22 protein-coding genes are annotated in these 21,005 nt (G+C 45.0%); 11 read left to right on the top strand and 11 right to left on the bottom strand.

Going from position 1 to position 21,005, the window contains the following annotated elements; all coding sequences use genetic code 11:
- Nucleotides 1-187 precede the first annotated feature (187 nt).
- A complete protein-coding gene (locus AC3AQ9_RS08900) occupies nucleotides 188-2,278 on the top strand; it encodes a peptidase M6 (RefSeq protein ID WP_488307109.1) in 2,091 nt (696 codons plus the stop codon).
- Nucleotides 2,279-2,371: 93 nt separating this feature from the next.
- A complete protein-coding gene (locus AC3AQ9_RS08895; protein ID WP_488307108.1) occupies nucleotides 2,372-3,562 on the top strand; it encodes a glycine C-acetyltransferase in 1,191 nt (396 codons plus the stop codon).
- Nucleotides 3,563-3,747: 185 nt separating this feature from the next.
- Here AC3AQ9_RS08895 and AC3AQ9_RS08890 read toward each other — a convergent pair whose 3' ends face one another.
- From AC3AQ9_RS08890 to AC3AQ9_RS08875, 4 genes are all read right to left on the bottom strand, one after another.
- Entirely contained in the window at nucleotides 3,748-4,923 is a 1,176-nt protein-coding gene (locus AC3AQ9_RS08890; protein ID WP_488307107.1) for a M20 metallopeptidase family protein, read from the bottom strand.
- A 155-nt stretch (nucleotides 4,924-5,078) separates the two neighbouring features.
- Nucleotides 5,079-5,828 (bottom strand): amino acid ABC transporter ATP-binding protein, encoded by a 750-nt coding sequence (locus tag AC3AQ9_RS08885; RefSeq protein WP_488307106.1) that lies wholly within the window; start codon nucleotides 5,826-5,828, stop codon nucleotides 5,079-5,081.
- Nucleotides 5,829-5,863: 35 nt separating this feature from the next.
- Complete coding sequence (locus tag AC3AQ9_RS08880) at nucleotides 5,864-6,565, bottom strand: amino acid ABC transporter permease (protein WP_488307105.1); 702 nt, start codon at nucleotides 6,563-6,565, stop codon at nucleotides 5,864-5,866.
- A complete protein-coding gene (locus AC3AQ9_RS08875) occupies nucleotides 6,552-7,379 on the bottom strand; it encodes an amino acid ABC transporter substrate-binding protein (RefSeq protein ID WP_488307104.1) in 828 nt (275 codons plus the stop codon). The genes AC3AQ9_RS08880 and AC3AQ9_RS08875 overlap by 14 nt, the downstream gene beginning before the upstream one ends.
- Before the next feature lie 392 nt (nucleotides 7,380-7,771).
- Between AC3AQ9_RS08875 and AC3AQ9_RS08870 the strand changes: the two genes are divergently transcribed.
- Nucleotides 7,772-8,716 carry an L-threonine 3-dehydrogenase gene (locus AC3AQ9_RS08870; protein WP_488307103.1) on the top strand — a complete coding sequence of 315 codons (945 nt, stop codon included), beginning with the start codon at nucleotides 7,772-7,774 and terminating at the stop codon, nucleotides 8,714-8,716.
- A gap of 113 nt (nucleotides 8,717-8,829) precedes the next feature.
- Here the strand turns inward: AC3AQ9_RS08870 and AC3AQ9_RS08865 are convergent, their stop codons facing one another.
- The 3 genes from AC3AQ9_RS08865 to AC3AQ9_RS08855 form a co-directional block, all read right to left on the bottom strand.
- Entirely contained in the window at nucleotides 8,830-10,185 is a 1,356-nt protein-coding gene (locus tag AC3AQ9_RS08865) for a YjiH family protein (protein ID WP_488307102.1), read from the bottom strand.
- A gap of 156 nt (nucleotides 10,186-10,341) precedes the next feature.
- Nucleotides 10,342-11,031, bottom strand: coding sequence for a bacillithiol biosynthesis deacetylase BshB2 (bshB2, locus tag AC3AQ9_RS08860; RefSeq protein WP_488307101.1), 690 nt, complete (start codon nucleotides 11,029-11,031; stop codon nucleotides 10,342-10,344).
- A 13-nt stretch (nucleotides 11,032-11,044) separates the two neighbouring features.
- Nucleotides 11,045-11,395, bottom strand: a complete 351-nt coding sequence (locus tag AC3AQ9_RS08855) for a YojF family protein (RefSeq protein WP_488307100.1) — start codon at nucleotides 11,393-11,395, stop codon at nucleotides 11,045-11,047.
- Nucleotides 11,396-11,662: 267 nt separating this feature from the next.
- Between AC3AQ9_RS08855 and AC3AQ9_RS08850 the strand changes: the two genes are divergently transcribed.
- Complete coding sequence (locus tag AC3AQ9_RS08850) at nucleotides 11,663-12,544, top strand: GNAT family N-acetyltransferase (protein WP_488307099.1); 882 nt, start codon at nucleotides 11,663-11,665, stop codon at nucleotides 12,542-12,544.
- A gap of 35 nt (nucleotides 12,545-12,579) precedes the next feature.
- Here AC3AQ9_RS08850 and pdxK read toward each other — a convergent pair whose 3' ends face one another.
- Together pdxK and AC3AQ9_RS08840 are read right to left on the bottom strand one after the other, a co-directional pair.
- Nucleotides 12,580-13,413, bottom strand: coding sequence for a pyridoxine/pyridoxal/pyridoxamine kinase (pdxK, locus tag AC3AQ9_RS08845; RefSeq protein ID WP_488307098.1), 834 nt, complete (start codon nucleotides 13,411-13,413; stop codon nucleotides 12,580-12,582).
- Between the two features lie 61 nt (nucleotides 13,414-13,474).
- Complete coding sequence (locus AC3AQ9_RS08840; protein ID WP_488307097.1) at nucleotides 13,475-13,729, bottom strand: hypothetical protein; 255 nt, start codon at nucleotides 13,727-13,729, stop codon at nucleotides 13,475-13,477.
- A gap of 70 nt (nucleotides 13,730-13,799) precedes the next feature.
- Between AC3AQ9_RS08840 and AC3AQ9_RS08835 the strand changes: the two genes are divergently transcribed.
- The 4 genes from AC3AQ9_RS08835 to AC3AQ9_RS08820 are packed head-to-tail and all read left to right on the top strand — an operon-like array spanning nucleotide 13,800 to nucleotide 15,921.
- Nucleotides 13,800-14,519, top strand: coding sequence for a DUF4230 domain-containing protein (locus AC3AQ9_RS08835; RefSeq protein ID WP_488307096.1), 720 nt, complete (start codon nucleotides 13,800-13,802; stop codon nucleotides 14,517-14,519).
- A gap of 12 nt (nucleotides 14,520-14,531) precedes the next feature.
- A complete protein-coding gene (locus tag AC3AQ9_RS08830) occupies nucleotides 14,532-15,206 on the top strand; it encodes a uracil-DNA glycosylase (protein WP_488307095.1) in 675 nt (224 codons plus the stop codon).
- 58 nt (nucleotides 15,207-15,264) lie between these two features.
- Nucleotides 15,265-15,525 carry a YwdI family protein gene (locus AC3AQ9_RS08825; RefSeq protein ID WP_488307094.1) on the top strand — a complete coding sequence of 87 codons (261 nt, stop codon included), beginning with the start codon at nucleotides 15,265-15,267 and terminating at the stop codon, nucleotides 15,523-15,525.
- An 18-nt stretch (nucleotides 15,526-15,543) separates the two neighbouring features.
- Complete coding sequence (locus AC3AQ9_RS08820) at nucleotides 15,544-15,921, top strand: DUF423 domain-containing protein (RefSeq protein ID WP_488307093.1); 378 nt, start codon at nucleotides 15,544-15,546, stop codon at nucleotides 15,919-15,921.
- Between the two features lie 72 nt (nucleotides 15,922-15,993).
- Here the strand turns inward: AC3AQ9_RS08820 and AC3AQ9_RS08815 are convergent, their stop codons facing one another.
- Nucleotides 15,994-17,010: a beta-carotene 15,15'-monooxygenase gene (locus AC3AQ9_RS08815; RefSeq protein WP_488307092.1), complete on the bottom strand. Its 1,017-nt coding sequence runs from the start codon at nucleotides 17,008-17,010 to the stop codon at nucleotides 15,994-15,996.
- Between the two features lie 295 nt (nucleotides 17,011-17,305).
- Nucleotides 17,306-18,055, bottom strand: coding sequence for a hydrogen peroxide-dependent heme synthase (gene hemQ, locus AC3AQ9_RS08810; protein WP_488307091.1), 750 nt, complete (start codon nucleotides 18,053-18,055; stop codon nucleotides 17,306-17,308).
- Nucleotides 18,056-18,227: 172 nt separating this feature from the next.
- Between hemQ and lipL the strand changes: the two genes are divergently transcribed.
- From lipL to AC3AQ9_RS08795, 3 genes are read left to right on the top strand one after another with little or no spacing between them, the layout of a single operon-like run.
- Nucleotides 18,228-19,049 (top strand): octanoyl-[GcvH]:protein N-octanoyltransferase, encoded by an 822-nt coding sequence (gene lipL / locus AC3AQ9_RS08805; protein ID WP_488307090.1) that lies wholly within the window; start codon nucleotides 18,228-18,230, stop codon nucleotides 19,047-19,049.
- A 54-nt stretch (nucleotides 19,050-19,103) separates the two neighbouring features.
- Nucleotides 19,104-20,408: an HD domain-containing protein gene (locus AC3AQ9_RS08800; protein WP_488307089.1), complete on the top strand. Its 1,305-nt coding sequence runs from the start codon at nucleotides 19,104-19,106 to the stop codon at nucleotides 20,406-20,408.
- Nucleotides 20,409-20,918, top strand: coding sequence for a YwgA family protein (locus AC3AQ9_RS08795; RefSeq protein WP_488307088.1), 510 nt, complete (start codon nucleotides 20,409-20,411; stop codon nucleotides 20,916-20,918).
- Nucleotides 20,919-21,005 lie beyond the last annotated feature (87 nt).

Genomic DNA, 21,005 nt, shown 5'->3' with positions numbered 1-21,005 from the left:
TTTTTGTGCAATAAATTAATAATTTATCATAAATATCAAATAACTTATTTTTACAGAAAAATTCATAGTGAATTACACACTATATTTCGGTCTTCGAAATACATCTTTTAGCATATTCTTCTGAATTGTCAAACATGATAATATCTTATCTAGTAGTAATATTCTGACAATTTAAGGAGGATACAACATGAAGATGAGCAAATGGGCGTCGGTCATTTCAGCTAGTGCATTGACGCTTTCGTTATTGACTCCAGCCGCCACAACGGCAGAAGCAGCAACAACCGTACCAAGTGAATGGAATAGTGAAAGATACGGGGACCGAGTGGACATCGACCAGAAACTGAACGAGTTGTCCCAAGATGAAAACTTTAAAAAAGAAGCAGATAAAAAGATCAAAGCGCAAGCTGATGAAGTGAACGATGCTGAAACTGAAACAAAAGCACAGAGCACGTTTACTTATGATGGCGGAACAAAAAAATTCTTAAACCGTAATTTGGCATTTAAAGACTTTACACTTCGGAGCGTCGGTGACAATGTCGAAATCTGGGTTGCAAACGATTTATCTTATGGACCGAAAAACCCGAAACCGGCAGACGTCGTAACTCAAGCACAAGTGGATAAATTGCGCACTGAATTCGACAGCAATATCTATCCAAAAGCGACAAGCTTCTTTGGAACACCGGATCAATTGGATGGCTCGAATTCTCCGCTTCCAAAAATGGTCGGCCTTCCGGAAGGCTATTATGAAGGTTCGGATAAAGTCATCATGCTTGTAGATAACGTAGTCGATGAAGGCTGGGACAATCCATCTTATCCATTCTTCGTAGCTGGATTCTTCTGGCAGACGCTTGAAAATTACACAGACCGCAACATCATCACGATCGATACAAACTCTTGGGAAACACGTTTGGAATCCACTTTCTTCGGCACAACAATCCATGAATTGCAGCATTTGATTCATGCGGATAATGATCCTGCAGAAGAAACTTGGCTGAACGAGGGCATGTCCACGTTCTCTGAATATCTCGGCGGCTATGGCCATGATGCCGGATCCATCAACTTCTATCTGGATCATCCGGAAAACTCTTTAGTTAACTGGGATGAGCACGGGACAGCCAAAACGGGTCCTGAAACAATTGCTGATTACGGCCAAGTGTATTTATTCACTTTGTACATGTACGACAAATTTGGCCAGGAGTTTATCCGTGAATTAGCAGTGAACGGCTCTAGCCAAGGCATGCCAAGCGTTGACGAAGTGCTCCAAAAGTATGGTTCAGACAAGACTTTTGCTGAAGTGTACCAGGACTTCATGGCGGCTCTGACTTTGGACAATCCGAAAGCCGGCAAGCAATTCGATATCGACAGCATCGACCTTCGCAAACTTCCGGTTGGCACAACAGGAGCAGTCCGCGGGAAAACTGTCGATTTCGAAAAAGCGAAAACATTTGAAAAAGCAGGAGTGCCGGCATGGGGCGGCGACTTTAAAGAATTCGATTTCGGCAAAGACGTGCGCGGCATGAAGTTCGACGGGGCAGAATTTATTCCGCTTCAATGGGCAACAGTGGCTGATCCAGCAGGTTCCGGCGCTCAAGTATTGCATGCCAACAACGGAGACGAATCCGACCAGGCATTGATTTTCGGAGCAACAGTTCCGGCAGAAAATCCGGCATTGACGTTCGACCATTATTACGACATTGAAGAACAATGGGATTTTGCAGCCGTACAAGTTTCTACGGATAACGGCGAAACGTGGACTTCATTGGAAAATGAAAACACTCGCAGCGATGTAGTGGCTGAAGGGCATCCGACCATCAAAGCGAACGTTCCTGGCTTTACAGGCCATAAACTGAACTGGTCCACTGAAACATTCGACTTGTCTGCTTATGCCGGCAAAGATGTACTGGTTTCATTCCGCAATATGACGGACTGGGGCTATAACGACAAAGGATGGTTCATTAAAAATGTTGAACTTGGTGACTTCTCCGCTGATGGTACTTCAACTGAACCTTTCAAATCGCTTGGCGAGTTGAAAGGCGAATACGTTGATTTCACGACAACATTCATTCAAACGAAGAAAAATGGACAAGAACGCGTCTTCCATGTAGATCCGTTTAATGTGACGAATAAAGAAGCATTGGATCTTCAGCAAGTCCTTCGTGAAGGCAACGTCAAGATGATCACTTCTTTTGCGGCAGCGCCAAACCAAAAAGAAGCGCAGGAATTCACTTATGAAGTGCTATACAAAAAAGACAACCCGAACAAAGGCAATAAAAAGTAAGACGAAAGCGGACCTCGGTCCGCTTTTTCTTTTGGGAAAATTTTGCGTTATGATAAGATGGAAAGTGAAATCGGTTTCGAAAGGAAGAGGACATTGTCAAAAAAATTGGATGCATTTTTAGAAACAAACCTGAGCGAATTGAAAGAGCAGGGCTTATATAACGAAGTTGATACGGTAGAAGGACCGAATGGCCCGATCATCAAAGTGCGTGGCAAAGAATTGATCAATTTGTCTTCAAACAACTATTTGGGGCTTGCGACTAACGAAGACTTGAAGCAAGTGGCCAAAGACGCTATTGATAAATACGGCGTTGGCGCTGGGGCAGTCCGATCGATTAACGGAACGCTTGACCTGCACGTGAAACTGGAAGAAAAATTGGCGGAATTCAAAGGGACGGAAGCTGCGATTTCATACCAGTCCGGCTTTAACTGCAATATGGCGGCGATTTCTGCAGTCATGGATAAAAACGATGCGATCTTATCTGATCAGTTGAACCATGCTTCGATCATCGATGGCTGCCGTTTGTCCAAAGCGAAAATTATCGCGTTCAAACACTCGGATATGGAAGACCTTCGCGCAAAAGCGAAAGAAGCGACAGAATCCGGCCTTTACAATAAAGTGATGGTCATTACAGACGGCGTGTTCTCGATGGACGGCGACATTGCAAAACTTCCGGAGATCGTGGAAATCGCGAAAGAATTCGATTTGATCACATATGTAGATGACGCACACGGGTCAGGCGTGACAGGAAAAGGGAAAGGCACCGTGAAACATTTCGGTTTGGAAAAAGAAATCGACATGCAAATGGGTACCTTATCGAAAGCGGTTGGCGTTGTCGGTGGATATGTAGCCGGTAAACAGAACTTGATCGACTGGCTGAGAGTCCGTTCACGCCCATTCTTGTTCTCTACAGCCGTGACTCCTGGCGACGTGGCAGCAATCATTTCAGCGCTGCAGATGATCATCGACTCAACGGAGCTTCATGACAAGCTTTGGGACAATGGCGATTACTTGAAAAAAGGCTTGAAAGAGCTTGGCTTCAACATTGGCGACTCAGAAACACCAATCACACCTTGCATTATCGGCGACGAGAAATTGACGCAGGAGTTTTCGAAGCGTCTATTCGAAGAAGGCGTTTATGCGAAATCGATCGTCTTCCCGACAGTTGCGAAAGGCACCGGACGCGTCCGCAACATGCCTACAGCGGCGCATACAAAAGAAATGCTCGACAATGCGATCGAAGTTTACGCAAGAGTCGGCAAAGAACTAGGCGTTATCAATTAAATAAGCGAAAACCCGCCATCTTGGCGGGTTTTTTTATTGGTTCGGCGGAATACGCCCAGTAAAGGTTAAAATACGCCCAGTAACTCGAAAAATATGACCAGTAACCGAGAAAATACGCTCGGTTAACTAATAAATACGTTTTTCCAGAAAAAAAGCGGATGCACCATGCATCCGCTTTAGCAATTTTACATCGCTTGTGCCTTAAAATAAGTCGCTGCAAACACTTTTGCGGCAAGCACCATGGCTTCTTCATTAAAATCGAAGTTTTCGTGGTGGTGAGGATAACTCAAATTGTCATCAGCCATTTTCGCTCCAACAAAAAAATAAGCGCCTGGTTTTACTTGCGTATAATAAGCGAAGTCTTCAACCGGCATAACCGGGTCGATATCGATGACGTGTTCCGCACCAATGGTTTCGCTTGCTGCCTGGCGTACGATATCCATCGCTTCCGGATGATTCCACAATGCATCGTAGCCGGTTTCAATCACTACTTCAGCTGCAGCTCCCATTGCACGTGCCACGTTTTCCACAATAGCGGTGAGCCGTTCACTGGCCAGTTTGCGCAGAGCCGGATCAAATACCCGAATGGTGCCTTCCATAATCGCTTCGCTCGGAATCACATTGTCCGCATCACCGGCGTGGAATTTACCGATGGAAACGACGAGTTCCTTCAGCGGATCTGCATTGCGGCTGACAATCGATTGAAGGGCAATCATAATATGGCTCGCTGCCAAGATCGGATCAGTGCCTGTATGCGGTTCTGCGCCATGCGTGCCATATCCTTTAACAATAATCTTAAAAGCATCCTCAGCGGCCTGCAAATAGCCATCTCGTACAAAGACGTAGCCATTCTCCATCTTGCTTTGAATATGGGCACCGTAAACCAAATCGACGCCATCTAGACATCCATCCGCAATCATGCCGCGTGCTCCTCCTGGAGACAATTCTTCACCGAATTGGTGAATCAGCACAATCGTTCCAGGCAGCTCATCTTTCATCGAGGCCATCGCTTTTGCAAAACCTAGCAGCCCTGCCGTGTGGCCATCATGTCCACATGCGTGCATAACCCCGGCTACTGTCGATTTATAAGAAACTTCTTTTTTGTCATCGATCGGCAAGGCATCAAAATCAGCGCGGAAAGCAATCGTCTTGCCCGGCTTTCCTCCGCGGATATAGCCGACTACGCCGCGTCCGCCAAAACCGCGCCGAACTTCCACGCCCATTTCCTCCAAGCGGTCCGCAATAAAAGCTGGGGTCTGGACTTCCTGGTGAGATAATTCAGGATACATATGAAGGTGGCGGCGTGTTTCAACCATTTCTTCAAAAAGCGATTCGATTTTTGTCATTATAGCTGATTGCATAGGCATGATCCTCCTCAACTTTGAAATATAAACATTGTTATCAGTATACATTCGGAGAAAAGGGAGTGGCAATAGAGATGGTATAAATAACACGTTTTCAGAATGATTATTCAAAGTACATAAAAAACACGCCGCCGAATTTCGGCAGCGTGTTTTTAAATGACATCTGTTTTTTCAATTAAGTTTAAAAATTGCTGTGTGCGTTCTTCTTTAGGGTTGTTAAAGATGTCTTCCGGTTTGCCGCGTTCGACAATCTTTCCGCCATCCATAAAAAGAACTTCATCCGCTACGCCTTTTGCAAAACGCATTTCATGTGTTACAACAACCATGGTCATTCCTTCAGAAGCCAAGTCTTTCATAACTTGCAGCACTTCACCGACAAGTTCCGGATCCAGCGCGGAAGTTGGTTCATCGAAAAGCATGACTTTCGGTTCCAGCGCAAGCGCACGTGCGATGCCGACGCGCTGCTGCTGGCCGCCAGACAATTGGAAAGGGTAGTAATCCATTTTATCTGCGAGCCCGACTTTCGTTAAAATTTCTTCGGCTTTTTTTCGAGCCGCAGCTTTGTCCTGTTTTTGGACAACAACCGGGCCTTCCATGACGTTTTCAATCGCCGTCATATGAGGAAACAAATTATAATGCTGAAAAACCATCGCTGATTGTTTTCGGAAAGCTGTGATTTGCCTTTTAGGAAAAGGTTTGGAAAAATCAGCGGTTTGTCCATCAATCGTAACTGATCCGGCAGTAGGCACCTCTAAAATGTTCAAGCATCTTAGGAAAGTTGTTTTACCAGATCCGGAAGGGCCGATAACGACGACCGCCTGGCCTTTTTGGACGTCTAAATCAATGCCTTTCAGCACTTCAAGATTGCCGAACTTCTTGTGTAAATTTTTAATGGAAATCATATTTCTCTCCTTACTGCAGTCTTTGCATGCCTGTATTATCGAGATACATACCGGTCAAAACGATGTTCCAACCTGCCTTGTCCGATTGACAATAAGAAACAAACGACCCAGTAAATAAGTGCTGCTTGGCCGTATAACAATAAAAACTCATAATTTGTAGCGGCAATTTGCTGGGCGATACGGAACATCTCAGTTACGAGAATGAGCGAAGCCAGCGAAGTATCTTTGACCAAACTGATAAACGTATTTGAAAGCGGTGGAACGGAAACACGTGCCGCCTGCGGCAAGATGATTCGGCGAAGCGATTGCACGTAAGTCATTCCAATCGTGTTGGCTGCTTCCCATTGCCCTTTCGGTATGGAAAGGATGGAAGCACGTATGACTTCAGAGGCATACGCCCCGACATTCAAGGAAAAACCGAGGATGGCCGCGGGGAATGGGTCAATGACAATCCCGACTGTCGGCAATCCGTAAAACAAGATAAAAAGCTGAACCAATAAGGGCGTGCCGCGGATAATCGACACATAAACCCGTGCAATATACTGCAAGATTTTAACAGTCGAAATGCGTGCCAAAGCAGTCAGTACTGCTAAAATCAGTCCCAAAACAAATGAAATCAATGTTAGAGGTATGGTGTATTGGATCAATCCTTCTAATAAGGGAATCCAGGCTGACTGTGATATTTCCGTGAGCCGTTCCATACGGACTGGGTTGGAGAAAATACTATTTAAGTACATTTTCGCCGAACCATTTTTCAGAAATTTTATCGTAAGTTCCGTCTTCAATCATTTCAGCTAATGCAGTATTGACTTCTTCAACGATAGCGCCGCTGTCTTTACGGAACAACAGTCCACTTTGGGCTGCATCCGATGCTTCATCAACAATTTTGATGTTGGCATCCGGGCGCTGTTTCAAAAAGTCCAGTACCGTTAAGTTATCATTCACTGTCGCATCGACGCGTCCAGAATTCAATAATTCGATGGCTTGGTTAAAACCTTCAACACCTTCGATTTCAGCCCCAAAAGAACGTGCAGTTTCTGCATAGTTGCTTGTTAAAGACTGGGCAGACAATTTTCCTTCCAGATCCTCAAAACTTTTGATTTCTCCATTGTCTTTCGATACGACCAATACAGCTGTGGAAGTGATATATGGATCCGAGAAATCGTAGCTTTCCTGGCGATCAGGGTTGATCCCAACCTGGTTTGCTACCATGTCAAAACGTCCGGCATCCAAACCGGCAAACATGGCATCCCATTGAGTTTCCAAAAATTCCACTTCTACGCCAAGTCGCTTTCCAACTTCCTGTGCAATTTCTACATCAAAGCCGGTCAATTTTCCGGAATCGTCATGGAATGTGAAAGGAGGATAAGTCCCTTCCGTACCCACACGCAACGTGCCTTCTTCTTGAACATTCGCCAAGACATCTTGTTCAGAGCTTCCGGAACCGGTTGCGTCATCTGTTGTTGGATCTTCTTCCGGAGAACCGCCGCCACAGGCCGCCAGTAAAAACATTGTGACTAACAATAAAAGCATGAAACTAAACTTCTTCATAAATAATCCCCTCAATTTCTTTAATTTTTTATTTATAAGTGCATTTGTATTTCATTTAAATACAGTACCGTGTCGCTCTTTATACCCGATTTTATTAAAAAAGAAACTATGATAACAAAACATAGCGGAATACTTGGTTTATAGAGCTCAAACGACCGACCAGATTTACAAATGCGGTGCTCATGTAGAACTGTATCATTATAGCACCAAGGGAACTACCGTTCAAATGAATAGTTTCAGACTTTTCATTTAGAGAAATACTGAAAGCTGTTGTTTTTTTAAAGAGAACAATTTATAATGACAACAAGACAAAGCTGATTGAGACAATGAATTCGATGATCGAAATGTATTTTCACAGAGGACAATTGTTTTAGGCGAAAGGAGTTTACACGATGAAGCGAATAATGATTACTGGAGCACTGGGGCAAATCGGCTCTGAACTGGTGGAGAAATTGCGCGGAATATACGGCGCGGATAATGTACTGGCTACTGATATCCGTCCAGCGAATGACAATCGAGGCCCATTCGAACTGCTGGATGTGACAGACGGGCAAAAAATGCATGATTTAGCAAAGGACTTTGGTGCGGATACGATGATGCATATGGCAGCCTTGCTGTCAGCGACAGCTGAAGAAAAACCGCTGCTCGCCTGGAATTTGAATATGGGCGGGTTGGTCAATGCACTTGAAGCTTCACGTGAACTGGACTTGCAGTTTTTTACCCCGAGTTCAATCGGTGCATTCGGGCCATCTACTCCTAAAAAAAATACGCCGCAAGACACGCTGCAGCGTCCTACGACAATGTATGGCGTCAACAAGGTTTCAGGTGAATTGCTATGCGATTATTATTTCCATAAATTCGGATTGGATACTCGAGGAGTCCGCTTTCCGGGGTTAATTTCGAATGTCGCACAACCGGGCGGAGGAACGACCGATTATGCTGTGGACATTTATTATAAAGCGGTTGAACAGCAAAGCTATACTTCATATATCGACAAAGGTACCTATATGGATATGATGTATATGCCAGATGCACTTCAATCGATCATTGATCTGATGGAAGCGGATCCGTCAAAATTAGAACACCGCAATGCTTTTAATGTCACAGCCATGAGTTTTGAACCGGAAGAAATTGCGGCATCAATCCGTAAGCTTATTCCTGATTTCAAAATGTCATATGAAGTCGATCCTGTCAGACAAGCGATTGCCGACAGCTGGCCTGATAATATCGATGCTTCAGCTGCAGAGAAAGAATGGGGCTTTAAAGCTACATACGATTTGGATGCAATGACGGCTGACATGCTGGAGAAATTGAAAAAAAAACTGATTCACGCTTAAAAAATGGAGAAACGATTTGATATCGTTTCTCTTTTCATTTTAAGTTAATTTCATAAATTCCAATAAAAAAAGGCCGTCCGCAAAGTGAAATGCGGACGGCCTTTAAGGTTTGATTAAAATAATAGGTGGGCTACTCCTGCAACGATTGGCAGAGCAATAATTGTGCGGAGCAAGAAAATGACAACTAAATCCAGGATGTTAACCGGAATTCTAGAGCCAAGCAGCAATCCGCCAACTTCAGACATATAGATCAATTGAGTGACGGACATGGTAGCAACTACAAATAGCGTCAGTTCCGATTCAATCGTGCTTGCAGCAAGTATAGCCGGCAAGAACATATCGGCAAATCCGACTACCATCAGCTGTGCTGCTGCTTCTGCTTCGGGTATACCCAATAAATTTAAGTATGGCTCGAAAGGTTTTCCGAGAATCGTGAAAATAGGTGTGTAGGTAGCAAGCATCAAGGCGACCGTACCGAACGCCATAACGACTGGTGCAACACCGATCCACATATCCAAGACGTTTTTAAAGCCGTCTTTAAAGAATTCCCCAGCTGATTTGTTCTCTTCAGCTTTTGTTAAAGCGTTTTCAACACCATGAGTGACAACATTGTATCCTTCCGGAACTTCTTCAGACATCGTATCTTGAGGCTGCCCGTTCATAAACGTGGTCGGCTTTTTGGCTAATGGGAAAATGCGCGGCATGATAAGCGCAAGCACAATGCCTGTCAAAATAACAGTTCCATAGTACGGCAGGAAGTATTGGCCAAGTCCGACTTGCTGGATGACGACAATGGCAAAGGTAATTGACACAACTGAGAAAGTGGTACCGATAATTGCAGCTTCACGCTGTGTATATTTATTTTGAATATACTGCGTGTTGGTTAAAAGAACACCAATCGTTCCGTCTCCTACCCATGATGCAAGGGCATCAATCGATGAACGGCCAGGCAAACGGAACAAAGGACGCATGACTTTCACCATCATCGTACCAAACAATTCCAGAAGGCCGAAGTTCATCAGAAGTGGTAAAAACAGTCCTGCGAACAAGAAGATGGTAAATAGGAATGACAAAAGCCCATCAGGGGAGAGTAAAAGACCGCCTGTATCTGCGCTCCAAACCGCTTCCGGCCCAACTTGGAACAAAACCATAACGGCAAAAACCGCTCCGATAATCCGGACGATTGTCCAAAACAAATTGACGTTGAATAATCTATCAAAGAATGAGACTGTATGGTGCTCATTAACTTTTCTAGTAATACTGAATAAGGACCCGATGGCAGCTATCAGCATAATAACGAGCATGATCCATGGTGAAAATGAATCGATTTTACCGGCCATCCAATTGGCGAGTAAAGCAATTGGTACTACCCAGCCTTCATCTGTTGGTACCGGCACGATAAACAAGAACACGCCCAGGACAGATGGAATCAAAAACAATAGCCAGGTCGAAAGTGTAAACTTTTTCACGAATAAACCCCTTTTCCTTGTGCATGAAAACACGTGATGAATAGTAATTATACAGCATTATTCCCCATTTAAATGCTTTATAACCAAAGTTTATATTATCTGAAAAAAGTTAAAAAAAACAGCCTTATTTTCTAAAAAGAAAATAAGGCTGTTTTTTTAAAAGGAATCTTCAAAATCTTGGTGCCACCGGTAATTATAAAAACGTTCTTTTGTCAGCCAGTTTTCCGTTTCTGCATCCCCTTGAGCCAGTTTATGCTCCATTTCTTCGAGCATCCAGGCGGTCTGGGAAATATGCGCTTTCATGGCATTCATTTTCTGGTCGCGCACCGGTGTAATGTCGTAAACGATATCCGGATCTCCAAGAACTTCCAGTGTGTTGTTGGCAAAAGCCACACAATGGAGTTTCGGACGGTCTTTCATACGGCGAACTGCGCGGACAACTGCCCGTGCCGTTGCCTCGTGGTCAGGATGCACCGAAAGATTAGGATAAAATGTGATAACCAGTGAAGGATTCAGCTCATTGATTAAATCGGTCATCATGCCGACCATTTTTTCATCATCTTCAAATTCAACGGTCTTGTCTCGCAGTCCCATCATCCGCAAGTCGGTCAGCCCCATTGCTTCAGCAGAAGCGAGCAATTCTTTTTTCCGGATCTGCGGCAGTGATTCCCTTGTGGCAAAAGGTGGATTTCCTAAATTACGGCCCATTTCACCAAGTGTCAAACAAGCGTATGTAACGGGTGTGCCTTGTTTAATATGCGTAGCAATCGTTCCTGAAACGCCGAACGCTTCATCGTCCGGGTGAGGGAAGACAACGAGCACGTGCTGTTCTTTTGGAATTGTCATTTATTGTTCCCCCTTAATAACTGAACGGTGTTTCGCTGATTTGCAGCGCTACCGCCAATTTTCCTGTTCCATCGTGTCCTGCAAGCAGCAGCCTTCCTTGCTCATCCAGCTCATAATGCGTAATGCCTTGGGCATAAACCCAGCCATGCGGCAACTTCAATCCGACGCGATGCGGGCTTTCACCGACCACTTTTCCCAGTTCATAGTTAATCATGACGTTGCGGATAAACGCTCCGGCATTGAAAAAACCTTCGTTAAAATGAGTGGCATAAGAGCCATTTGTTGTTTCTAAGTGCAGGTAAACATCTCTGTTCGCAAATGCATCCAGCTCTACTTGCAATTTTTTCACTTCTACTAATTCCATCTTGTTCACTCCTCCGGCAATCCGTATTCCTTTAGTATAGGCAATATTAGAGAAGAATGCGATTAGGAGGCTTTACGGCAATCGCAGTAATGTTATTATATAAAAAGGGGAATATTCGAACAAATCGACGGCCAACAGCAGCTTAGACTTTTATAAGTTAAAAAATAAGGTGCTTTCTATGCAGGTCTGGCTGCAGGGACTTATCAATTCGATTTATAAAGATAGTAGATTTAATTTAAGGATGCTTGGGGGAAAGGGAAGGTATAGATGCTCGAAATTAAAAAAATGTCGGATTGCACAATCGAAGAAAGCGTTGAAGCATGGAACAAAGGATTTGAAGGATACTATTTTGATATGACTACAACACCGGAAGCTTTTGAAAAAAGAGGGCTGCAGGAAGGCCTTTCTTCAGAATTGTCTATTGTCGCTTTTGAAAACGGGAAGCCTATCGGGATTTTACGGACTGGGGTCCGGGAACAGCATGGCATTAAACAAGCTTGGAACGGCGGGACAGGAATAGCTGCTTCTTTGAGAGGAAAAGGTCTAGGCCGGAAAATGGTGCAAGCCTGGATTGAACTTCTGGAGAAAGCCGGCGTCCAGCAAGCCACTCTTGAAGCGGTAAGTGAAAATACACAAGCTATTAAACTGTCTGAAAAAATGGGTTATGAAGTAATCGATCAAGTGGATTTTATGCGGCTGATTGGGCAAGTAGAAGAGATTAAAACTGTTTCAACTAATGAAGGAATAGAAATTGTTTCGGCGACTCCTGAAGAAACATCGCTGCTGCCTTTCTACCGATGGGATTTTCCGTGGCAGACGCAGTGGCAAAGTGTGAGAGACGGCGATGCTGTAGTTGCGAGGGATGGAGATGGGGCGGTCATCGGGTATGCGTATTTCAAGAAAACGGTAGATGGAGGAGGAAACCATATTGCTACTGCCTTGTATCAATGCGAAACCGCACCGGATCATCCAAATCGTGAAGCGATTGCTGAGCAGTTAATCTCCAGCGTATTTAACGGTTTTAACGATGTCATCCAGCGTGTAGCAATCAATATTCCAGTAACAGAAAACCAAGTGACTCATCAAACATTGAGCAAATATGGTTTTGAGGTTTCTGTCACACAAGTATTCATGGTAAAAAAATTATAAAAAGAGGGCGCCGAAGCGCCCTCTTTTATTGTAGATTAAACTTCCGTTACTTGAACTTCAGGTTTTTCGAATTTATTGGCAGCGCCGTGCATCACTGGTCCAACGTACTGGTTTAGTTTCCAGCCGTGCTGGATAGCGGCAGACACAAATGTTTTTGCATTGAGCACAGCGTCGTTTACGGATTGCCCGTTCGCCAGATTGGCTGTAATTGCTGCAGCGAATGTGCAGCCAGCTCCGTGGTTATAAGTGGTATCCGTTTTTTCAGCTGTCAATAGGTAATGCGTTTTGCCGTCGTACAGCAAATCAGCCGCTTTTTCATGCTGAAGCTGTTTGCCGCCTTTGATCACAACATATTGAGCGCCATGCGCATGGATTTTTTCAGCTGCTGCTTTTAAATCCTCGACTGTTCGAAGTGTGCCAAGGCCTGAAAGCTGCCCGGCTTCTACTAAGTTCGGAGTTACTACTTTAGCGACTGGCAATAGATGCTTGATCATGGCATCAACGTTTTCAGGGAATAATACTTCGTCTTCCCCTTTGCATGCCATAACCGGATCGATGACAACTTCTTCCAGACCGGATTTTTTAATGGCTTTGCCGGCCATTTCAATAATGTCGACTGTCGGCAGCATGCCGGTTTTTAATGCATCCACTCCTGTTGAAAAAGCAGTCTGCAATTGTGCGTGAAGCGTTTCGACAGGAATTGGATGGATACCATGGCTCCAGCCATTTTCAGGATCCATCGTCACGATGACTGTTAAAGCATTCATGCCGTAAGTTCCATGTTCTTGGAAAGTCTTTAGATCAGCTTGTATACCAGCTCCGCCGGATGTATCCGATCCAGCGATTGTTAAGGTCTTTTTCAATGTCATCGTTAAAACTCCTTTAATATAGATTATTTACATCACTTTATTTTAACAAAAATCGGAACATTTACAACGAATCAAACTTTGATGGGGATAACAGAAGGACGGCCATCGCCGTGCTAATAAAAAAGAACAGCAGTATAACTAAAGCCATCATCCAGCTGCCGCTTATGAAAAGACCGATGGCTAGAAAAAATGTTAATATGGAAACAGCCAGCACTGCAACCACTAAGCACCCCATACCAAGGCGTTTGGCATTTTCCGGTGCACTTGAACCTTTGGTTGAAGATATGGTTTTAATTTTTTCACGAAAGTCCGCCATCATCATCGCTCCTTTATACCATCCTATCACGGGGCCATGATGAAATGAATAAAAGAAAGAGGGTTTATAGATGGCAAAAGATCCGAAATTGACGGAGATTGAACGCTTATTAAACGAAGTAAAAGGGAAAGAAGATACAAAAGAATCCGGCTTCTGGAAAACATTTAAAGTGATGATGAGCGTTTGGCGCAATTCGTTCCTTGTGTTGATTGTGATTCTGTTATTGCTTCTTGTTGCATTGCCGCTTGGAACGTTCTGGATGATCAAAGGCAGCACATTCACTGAAGATAAAGGAGCATTTTTGGAGCAGATCCAGGACCTCAATGAGCTGGCGACTGCGGAAGCATTTTCAAAAGTCATTATTGAGCGGCAGGACAATGCGGTATTCGGACAGGAAATCGGTCTGGACCTGCCGGGGACAAAGCGCCAATTGCTGGTCGTTATTCCAGGATCGGTCAAAGCCGGCATTGATTTTTCCGAAGTGACGGAAGAAGACATTGAGCTTGATGAAGCAGCTAAAACCGCCACGCTGACGCTGCCGAAAGCCGATTTTTTAGGCGGCCCGGAACTATTTATGGATCAAGTGGAAGTATATTCTTATGAAGGGCTGTTCAGAAGCGGAGCTGATATTTCGGAAGCGTATGAACTTGCAGAAGAAGCGCAAAAGCTGATGCTGGAAGAGACAAAAGGGCAAGGAGTCCTTGAAATGGCTGAAGATAATGCAGCCCGTTCGGTTCAGGAAATGTTCAAGCTGGTAGATTACGACGTAAAAGTCCAATTTGAAGAATAAGGAGTGATGTGCATGCCAAAGGAAATTTTCCAAAATGACTGGCAGGAAATCATCGGAGAAGAATTCAGCAAACCGTATTATTTGAAGCTGCGTGAATTTCTGAAAGAGGAATACGCCAATGAAACCGTTTATCCGGCAAAAGAAAACATTTGGAATGCATTCAAGCATACGCCTTATAAAGACGTCAAAGTTGTCATTCTGGGGCAGGATCCTTATCATGGGCCAAATCAGGCGCATGGGTTAAGCTTCTCTGTTCAGCCCGGTGTGCCGCATCCGCCGAGCCTGCGCAATATGCTGAAGGAATTGAACGACGATCTTGGTTGTGAAAAACCGAAGGACGGAACATTGACAAAATGGGCGGACCAAGGCGTCATGATGCTTAATACGGTATTGACCGTTCGTGCAGGACAAGCCAATTCCCATCGCAATCAAGGATGGGAGATTTTTACCGATGAAGTGATCCGGAAACTATCTGCCCGTGAAAAACCGGTTATTTTCGTATTATGGGGCCGGCCGGCGCAGCAGAAAAAGCCGCTCATCGATTTGGAGCGCCATTCCATTATTGAGGCCCCGCATCCAAGCCCGTTAAGTGCAAGCCGCGGATTTTTCGGCAGCCGGCCTTATTCAAAAGTGAACGAACTGTTACAAAAGCAAGGCGACGAGCCGATTGATTTCTGTTTAGCCTGACGCCTGCCAGCAGGCATGATAAAATAGATGAGAATGTAAACGGAAAGGGGGATTTTGCATGGCAATCGATGCAGCTCGCATTTTGAATGAAATCGAAAAGCATACCGCACAGGCGCGAAAAGGCGACCCGGCCAAAATGCGCGAGTCCATCGCTGCGATACGGGCTCTTTGCGATCTTTTATTGGAAGATGATCAGTCGCAAAAAGACAGTGCGCCGCGTGCAATTCCGCTCGCCTCCCCTCAGATACAGCCGGTTTCTTCTGCCAGCAAATTGCAGGAAGAAGACGGCGCAAACGGTGATTCACTGTTTGAATTTTAATCGGAAAGAGGAATAGAAATGAAGTTTTTCTTGATAGCCGGAGCGGTTAATGCTTTATTATCCGTAGCTCTTGGCGCTTTCGGTGCACATATGCTAGAAGGACGCGTTGCGGATAAATATTTAGATACTTGGCAGACAGCTGTTCAGTACCAGATGTTCCATGCCATCGGTTTGATGGTTGTGGGAATTCTAATGAGTTCCTCATTGATCGGTGCACTCGGTTCATTATCTTGGGCAGGGTACTTAATGCTTGCCGGAATCATCATTTTCTCCGGAAGCCTTTATGTTTTAAGTTTGACCGGCATCAGCATTTTAGGGGCTGTTACACCAATCGGTGGAGTAGCATTTATTGTTGGCTGGATCATGCTGATTGTTGCAGCATCAAAAGCTTTGTAAAATATTAAGAAGACCAGCGCTCAAGCGCCGGTCTTCTTTTATTATATTTCCCGGGAAATATAGGTGTTTTTATCAATGTTCAAGCAAGTCTCTTAATTTTGCAGGATTGTCCACCGTTAAAGCGATACGCGAAACCTTTTTGGTGCGCCCGAAGAATAAGACGGCTTCCTGCGGTTTTTTGAATTCAATGATGACTTGCGGTTCAGGTTCTGCGAAATCCTGGGCGATAAAGGACAGGGTATCTTTATCGGCTTTTGCATCCCAATGCAATTGGGCAATAGCGTCAAGCGGAACCGTCAGCCGTTTGCTTAAGCCTAACGATACGTACAGTTTTTCATTTGTTATTTTCAAGGGGTTCAGGCGCAATGCCTGGATTTCACCGATAAAATATACGACCGAATAGATATTCAAGATAAGAAGCACAATCGACAGCGCTAATGATTTGTCATGCAGCCACCAGTGAAGGCCGATTGTTTCGATGACAATGGCATGAATCAGCATGATGTAAAAGGCGATGGCGCTCGAGTTTTTATGTAGTGATATCGTATTTGAGTCCTCTTCCGGTTTCTGTTTCCAGGAACAGAAAGCGTAATAGAAGATGAGCGACTCCGATAAAATCACGGTCACAAGCGGATTGGGTTTGATTCGTTCATAGGCGGTTGGCAGCAAAGTGAACAATGGACTTTCCGGCTTTGCTTTGATGGCACGGACGATTGCCGGTACATGATAAAGGAGCAGCCCAAGAAAAGCGAGTTCTGCAAATAAAACCAAGGCCTCGAGGCCAAGACCTATATAAAAAAGAAAAGTGAACGGTTCAAAATAAAGAGCAGGGATAATGAAGCGGGCGAGCACGAATCCTCCGGCGACAAAGCCGAAAAAGTGCTTGAGAGATAAACGGAAAGCGGCAAGCATTAGAAGCGGCGCGACAAAGGCAAAGTCGATCAGCGAACCGGTAACGACCCAGAAGGTTTCTTCGGGAATGACGAGTGAGGAAAGAGGCGAGCGGTATAACAGGAAATTGCTGGTCAGTACGAGCAGCAGCAAAGCGAGAGCCCATTTTGCAAAACTGTTCTGGCGCATCACAAGCATACAAACACCCCGTTTTTACTTTTAGTATACCGTGGGATATATTGGAATTGGAACGTAATTCGTGTCGGAATTCTGAAAACTTCGGAGCGAGTAGCTTTTTCCACATTATAGAGGTGAATGCGGCAGAAATCCGTGTTCCGGACAGTAAATCTCTTCTGCGGACAGTATTTCTTCATTTTCGGACAGTATTTGCCCTAAAGCGGACAGTAAATCTACCCAGTTGCTTATTGAGACAAGAAAACGGCCAAAAGCACCCCGCATAAATGAAAAAACCGCCCAAGGGCGGTTTCCAATCTTACACTTCCAGCAGTTGCGCAGTGCGTTCTGCGTCAAGGCGTGTGCCGACGTAGAATGAACCGAATTCTGCGTAACGTGCGCTGACTTCGTCAAAACGCATTTCGTAGATCAATTTCTTGAACTGAAGAACGTCGTCTGCGAACAAAGTAACGCCCCATTCGTAGTCATCAAAGCCGACAGATCCTGAAATGATCTGTTTTACTTTGCCTGCATAGCTGCGGCCGATCTTGCCGTGGGACAGCATCAATTCTTTGCGAGTGTCCATTGGCAGCATGTACCAGTTGTCGTCGCCATCACGGCGTTTATCCATCGGGTAGAAGCAGATGTATTGTGAACGCTGAAGTTCAGGGTACAAACGTGCACGCACGTGAGGGTTTTGGTATGGATCTTCGTCTGATTTTCCAGCCAGGTAGTTGGAAAGTTCAACAACCGATACATACGAATACGTAGGAACTGTATAAGCGATCAATGTCAGCTTATTGTATTCCGTTTCAAGCTCACGCAATTCATCCATTGTTTCGCGCAATAGCATCAGCATCAAGTCGGCTTTTTGGCCAACGATTGAATACAATGCGTGTGCACCTGTTTTATTTTCATCGGCTTGGTTGATTTTGTCCATAAATGCCTGGAATTCGTCGATCGCGAATTGGCGTTCTTCATCCGTCAGCATCTTCCATGAAACCCAGTCCATCGAACGGAAATCATGAAGGACGTACCAGCCGTCTAATGTAATTGCTGCTTCATTCATTATCTAAACACTCCTTTTATCTAAATCTCACAGAATCAGTTTATCACATTGGCTTTGCAAGTTCCTGAAAAACAAATGCCTGTCACCAATTCGTCATGCCTGAAGTGCCTTTTCAGCGGGGCGTGAGTCGGGTAAACTAAAAACAAGTTATAGCTTGATGAGGAGAATTATTATGCCGTTATTTTCAGAAGAAACCAATTGGCGTTTCTGGGATCAATCCTTGAGCGCAAAAAACCGTTCCGCACTGGAATCATTTGCTGCGGACGATACATTATGCGAACTGGTCGGATCAGGCAAAAGTCCGTCGACCATCCGCACGTGGGTACATGACGATACAGTCGTGCTCGGCATACAGGACCACCGTTTGCCGAATATTGAAGCGGGTATGGATTATTTAAAAGCACAAGGCTATGCGCCGATTGTCCGGAATTCCGGCGGGCTCGCCGTCGTGCTCGATGCAGGAGTTTTGAATATCTCGCTGGTGGTTTCAGAAAAAGAACATGCCATCGATATTTCAGCAGGATATGACATGATGCTTGAGCTGGTACAGGCCCTATTTCCGGAAGCGCCGATCGAGGCCTATGAAATTGTGGGGTCCTATTGTCCCGGCTCATATGACTTGAGCATCGGCGGCAAAAAGTTTGCCGGCATTTCCCAGCGCCGCATCCGCCGGGGCATTGCTGTCCAGGTTTATTTATGTGTTGAAGGGTCCGGGGCGGAGCGCGCTGAATTGATCCGCGGGTTTTACGAAGCCGGGCTTAGCGGTGAACAGACGAAATTCGCCTACCCGGAAATAAAACCCGAAGTGATGGCGTCGCTCAGCGAATTGCTCGGAAAAGAAATTACAGTCCAGGAAGTTGTGCTGAATTTGTACGAATTGATCGGCATGCCGGCACCGCAGCCGCTGATGCCTGAAGAGACAGAGCTTTACGGATTTTATTTGAAACGAGTTGTCGAACGCAACCGGAAAATGCTGCCGGGCCCTCTTGAATGAGGTATCTGAGCTGGTGTAGAATACTTGTTACGCAGAAAAATTGGAGGTGCGCCCGTGAGCTATGCGACACAGAAATTAGCTGAAGAAAAAGTTTTTAAAGATCCGGTTCACCGATACATACATGTGCGCGACCAAGTGATTTGGGACCTGGTGAATTCACGTGAATTCCAGCGTCTTCGGCGCATCAAACAGCTTGGCACCTCTTATTTAGTATTTCACGGAGCTGAACACAGCCGCTTTAGCCATTCGCTTGGCGTCTACGAAATCGTCCGAAGAATTTCAGACGATATTTTTCATGGCCGCCCTGAATGGGATGAGGCTGAACGGCTAGTGGTGTTATGCGCTGCGCTTCTTCATGATTTGGGTCATGGGCCTTTTTCCCATTCATTTGAAAAAGTATTCCATGTTGATCATGAAGAATTTACCCGGGAAATATTGCTGGGGGATACAGAAGTCAATGGGATCTTGCTGAAAGTTGGCGAGGACTTCCCTAAAAAAGTGGCGGAAGTAATTGCCAAAACATATGCCAATAAACAAGTCGTTTCCTTGATTTCAAGCCAAATTGATGCAGACCGCATGGATTATTTGCAGCGGGATGCTTATTATACAGGTGTCTCATATGGCCATTTTGATATGGAGCGAATCCTTCGCGTCATGCGCCCCATGGACGATCAAGTAGTGATCAAGTCGAGCGGCATGCATGCCGTTGAAGATTACATCATGAGCCGCTATCAAATGTACTGGCAGGTTTATTTCCATCCGGTAGCTCGCAGTGCGGAAGTGATCCTGCGGAAAATTCTGCAGCGTGCCAAACAGCTGAGTGAAACCGGTTATAAATTTAAGCAGCCGCCGACGCATTTCATGGCGTTTTTTAATCGTACGTTTGAATTGAAAGATTATTTAGCGCTTGATGAAGGGGTCTTGATGACCTACTTCCAGCTGTGGATGACCGAGCGCGATCCGATTCTTTCAGATCTGAGCGACCGGTTCGTCAATCGCCGCCTGTTCCAGTATGTCGATTTTGACCCAGGAAAAGATTACAAGAAACTTGGGGAATTGGCACAGTTGTTCGAGGAAGCGGGCATTGATCCCGAGTATTACTTGGTCGATGATTCGACATCCGACTTGCCGTACGATTTTTACCGTCCCGGCGAAGAAGAAGAACGGCTGCCCATCCATTTGCTGATGCCGACAGGGGATATCAAGGAATTGTCCCGGCAGTCGCAAATTGTCGATGCGATTTCAGGTAAGCGGAGAACAGATTATAAATTGTATTTCCCGGCGGAATTATTAATAGATGGCAAAAAGAAAGCTGCAAAGCAGAAGATATTGGAAATGCTTAGAAAAGGAGGGGTATAGTTGCTCCAGGAACACGCGAAAATTGTGGATTTTATTGCCACAGCGGAAGGGATCACCGGACGCAAGAAGCTGCAGAAAATGATTTATATTTTAAAGAAAATAGGTGTGCCGTTTCAAGAGAAATATGAATTCCATATTTATGGGCCATATTCAGAAGAGTTGACAGCCCGCATTGAAGAACTATGCGATATGGGGTTTTTGTCAGAAGAACTGGAAGACAAAGGATCTTATGTTCGGTATAAATACAATGTTACCCAAGAAGGAAACGATTTCCGGGGGACATTGAAAGAATCCGTGCTTGAGAATCCCGAAGTCGCTGCAAAATTAAATGAAAAAAGCGGCCGCTTTTTGGAACTGACCGCTACTCTTCTTTACTTTGATCATTTGGAACGCGCCGAGCAAATTGAAAAGCTTCATATTGTCAAAGCGAAGCTGAACTTTACTGCAGATGAAATAGAAGAGGCATTCGGGTTTATTGACGAATTGGGCCAACTGAAAAAACTCCCTTAAGGGAGTTTTTATGTATTCGCTGGCTTCTTCAAGTGTACAGCTGCAGTGCCAGCCTTGCAGCGCTTGTGGAGGCTGAATAAGCGTTTC

Source organism: Planococcus sp. VCh962, assembly GCF_057748275.1.
This window is presented reverse-complemented; position numbering and strand designations above follow the sequence as displayed.

What these genes read in the sequence shown, in the direction of transcription:
- AC3AQ9_RS08900 (WP_488307109.1), top strand. Translation starts at nt 188, where the DNA reads ATGAAGATGAGCAAATGGGCGTCGGTCATTTCAGCTAGTGCATTGACG.
- AC3AQ9_RS08890 (WP_488307107.1), bottom strand. Translation starts at nt 4,923, where the DNA reads ATGCAATCAGCTATAATGACAAAAATCGAATCGCTTTTTGAAGAAATG.
- AC3AQ9_RS08885 (WP_488307106.1), bottom strand. Translation starts at nt 5,828, where the DNA reads ATGATTTCCATTAAAAATTTACACAAGAAGTTCGGCAATCTTGAAGTG.
- AC3AQ9_RS08880 (WP_488307105.1), bottom strand. Translation starts at nt 6,565, where the DNA reads ATGTACTTAAATAGTATTTTCTCCAACCCAGTCCGTATGGAACGGCTC.
- AC3AQ9_RS08875 (WP_488307104.1), bottom strand. Translation starts at nt 7,379, where the DNA reads ATGAAGAAGTTTAGTTTCATGCTTTTATTGTTAGTCACAATGTTTTTA.
- AC3AQ9_RS08870 (WP_488307103.1), top strand. Translation starts at nt 7,772, where the DNA reads ATGAAGCGAATAATGATTACTGGAGCACTGGGGCAAATCGGCTCTGAA.
- bshB2 (WP_488307101.1), bottom strand. Translation starts at nt 11,031, where the DNA reads ATGACAATTCCAAAAGAACAGCACGTGCTCGTTGTCTTCCCTCACCCG.
- AC3AQ9_RS08855 (WP_488307100.1), bottom strand. Translation starts at nt 11,395, where the DNA reads ATGGAATTAGTAGAAGTGAAAAAATTGCAAGTAGAGCTGGATGCATTT.
- AC3AQ9_RS08850 (WP_488307099.1), top strand. Translation starts at nt 11,663, where the DNA reads ATGCTCGAAATTAAAAAAATGTCGGATTGCACAATCGAAGAAAGCGTT.
- pdxK (WP_488307098.1), bottom strand. Translation starts at nt 13,413, where the DNA reads ATGACATTGAAAAAGACCTTAACAATCGCTGGATCGGATACATCCGGC.
- AC3AQ9_RS08840 (WP_488307097.1), bottom strand. Translation starts at nt 13,729, where the DNA reads ATGGCGGACTTTCGTGAAAAAATTAAAACCATATCTTCAACCAAAGGT.
- AC3AQ9_RS08835 (WP_488307096.1), top strand. Translation starts at nt 13,800, where the DNA reads ATGGCAAAAGATCCGAAATTGACGGAGATTGAACGCTTATTAAACGAA.
- AC3AQ9_RS08830 (WP_488307095.1), top strand. Translation starts at nt 14,532, where the DNA reads ATGCCAAAGGAAATTTTCCAAAATGACTGGCAGGAAATCATCGGAGAA.
- AC3AQ9_RS08825 (WP_488307094.1), top strand. Translation starts at nt 15,265, where the DNA reads ATGGCAATCGATGCAGCTCGCATTTTGAATGAAATCGAAAAGCATACC.
- AC3AQ9_RS08820 (WP_488307093.1), top strand. Translation starts at nt 15,544, where the DNA reads ATGAAGTTTTTCTTGATAGCCGGAGCGGTTAATGCTTTATTATCCGTA.
- AC3AQ9_RS08815 (WP_488307092.1), bottom strand. Translation starts at nt 17,010, where the DNA reads ATGCTTGTGATGCGCCAGAACAGTTTTGCAAAATGGGCTCTCGCTTTG.
- hemQ (WP_488307091.1), bottom strand. Translation starts at nt 18,055, where the DNA reads ATGAATGAAGCAGCAATTACATTAGACGGCTGGTACGTCCTTCATGAT.
- lipL (WP_488307090.1), top strand. Translation starts at nt 18,228, where the DNA reads ATGCCGTTATTTTCAGAAGAAACCAATTGGCGTTTCTGGGATCAATCC.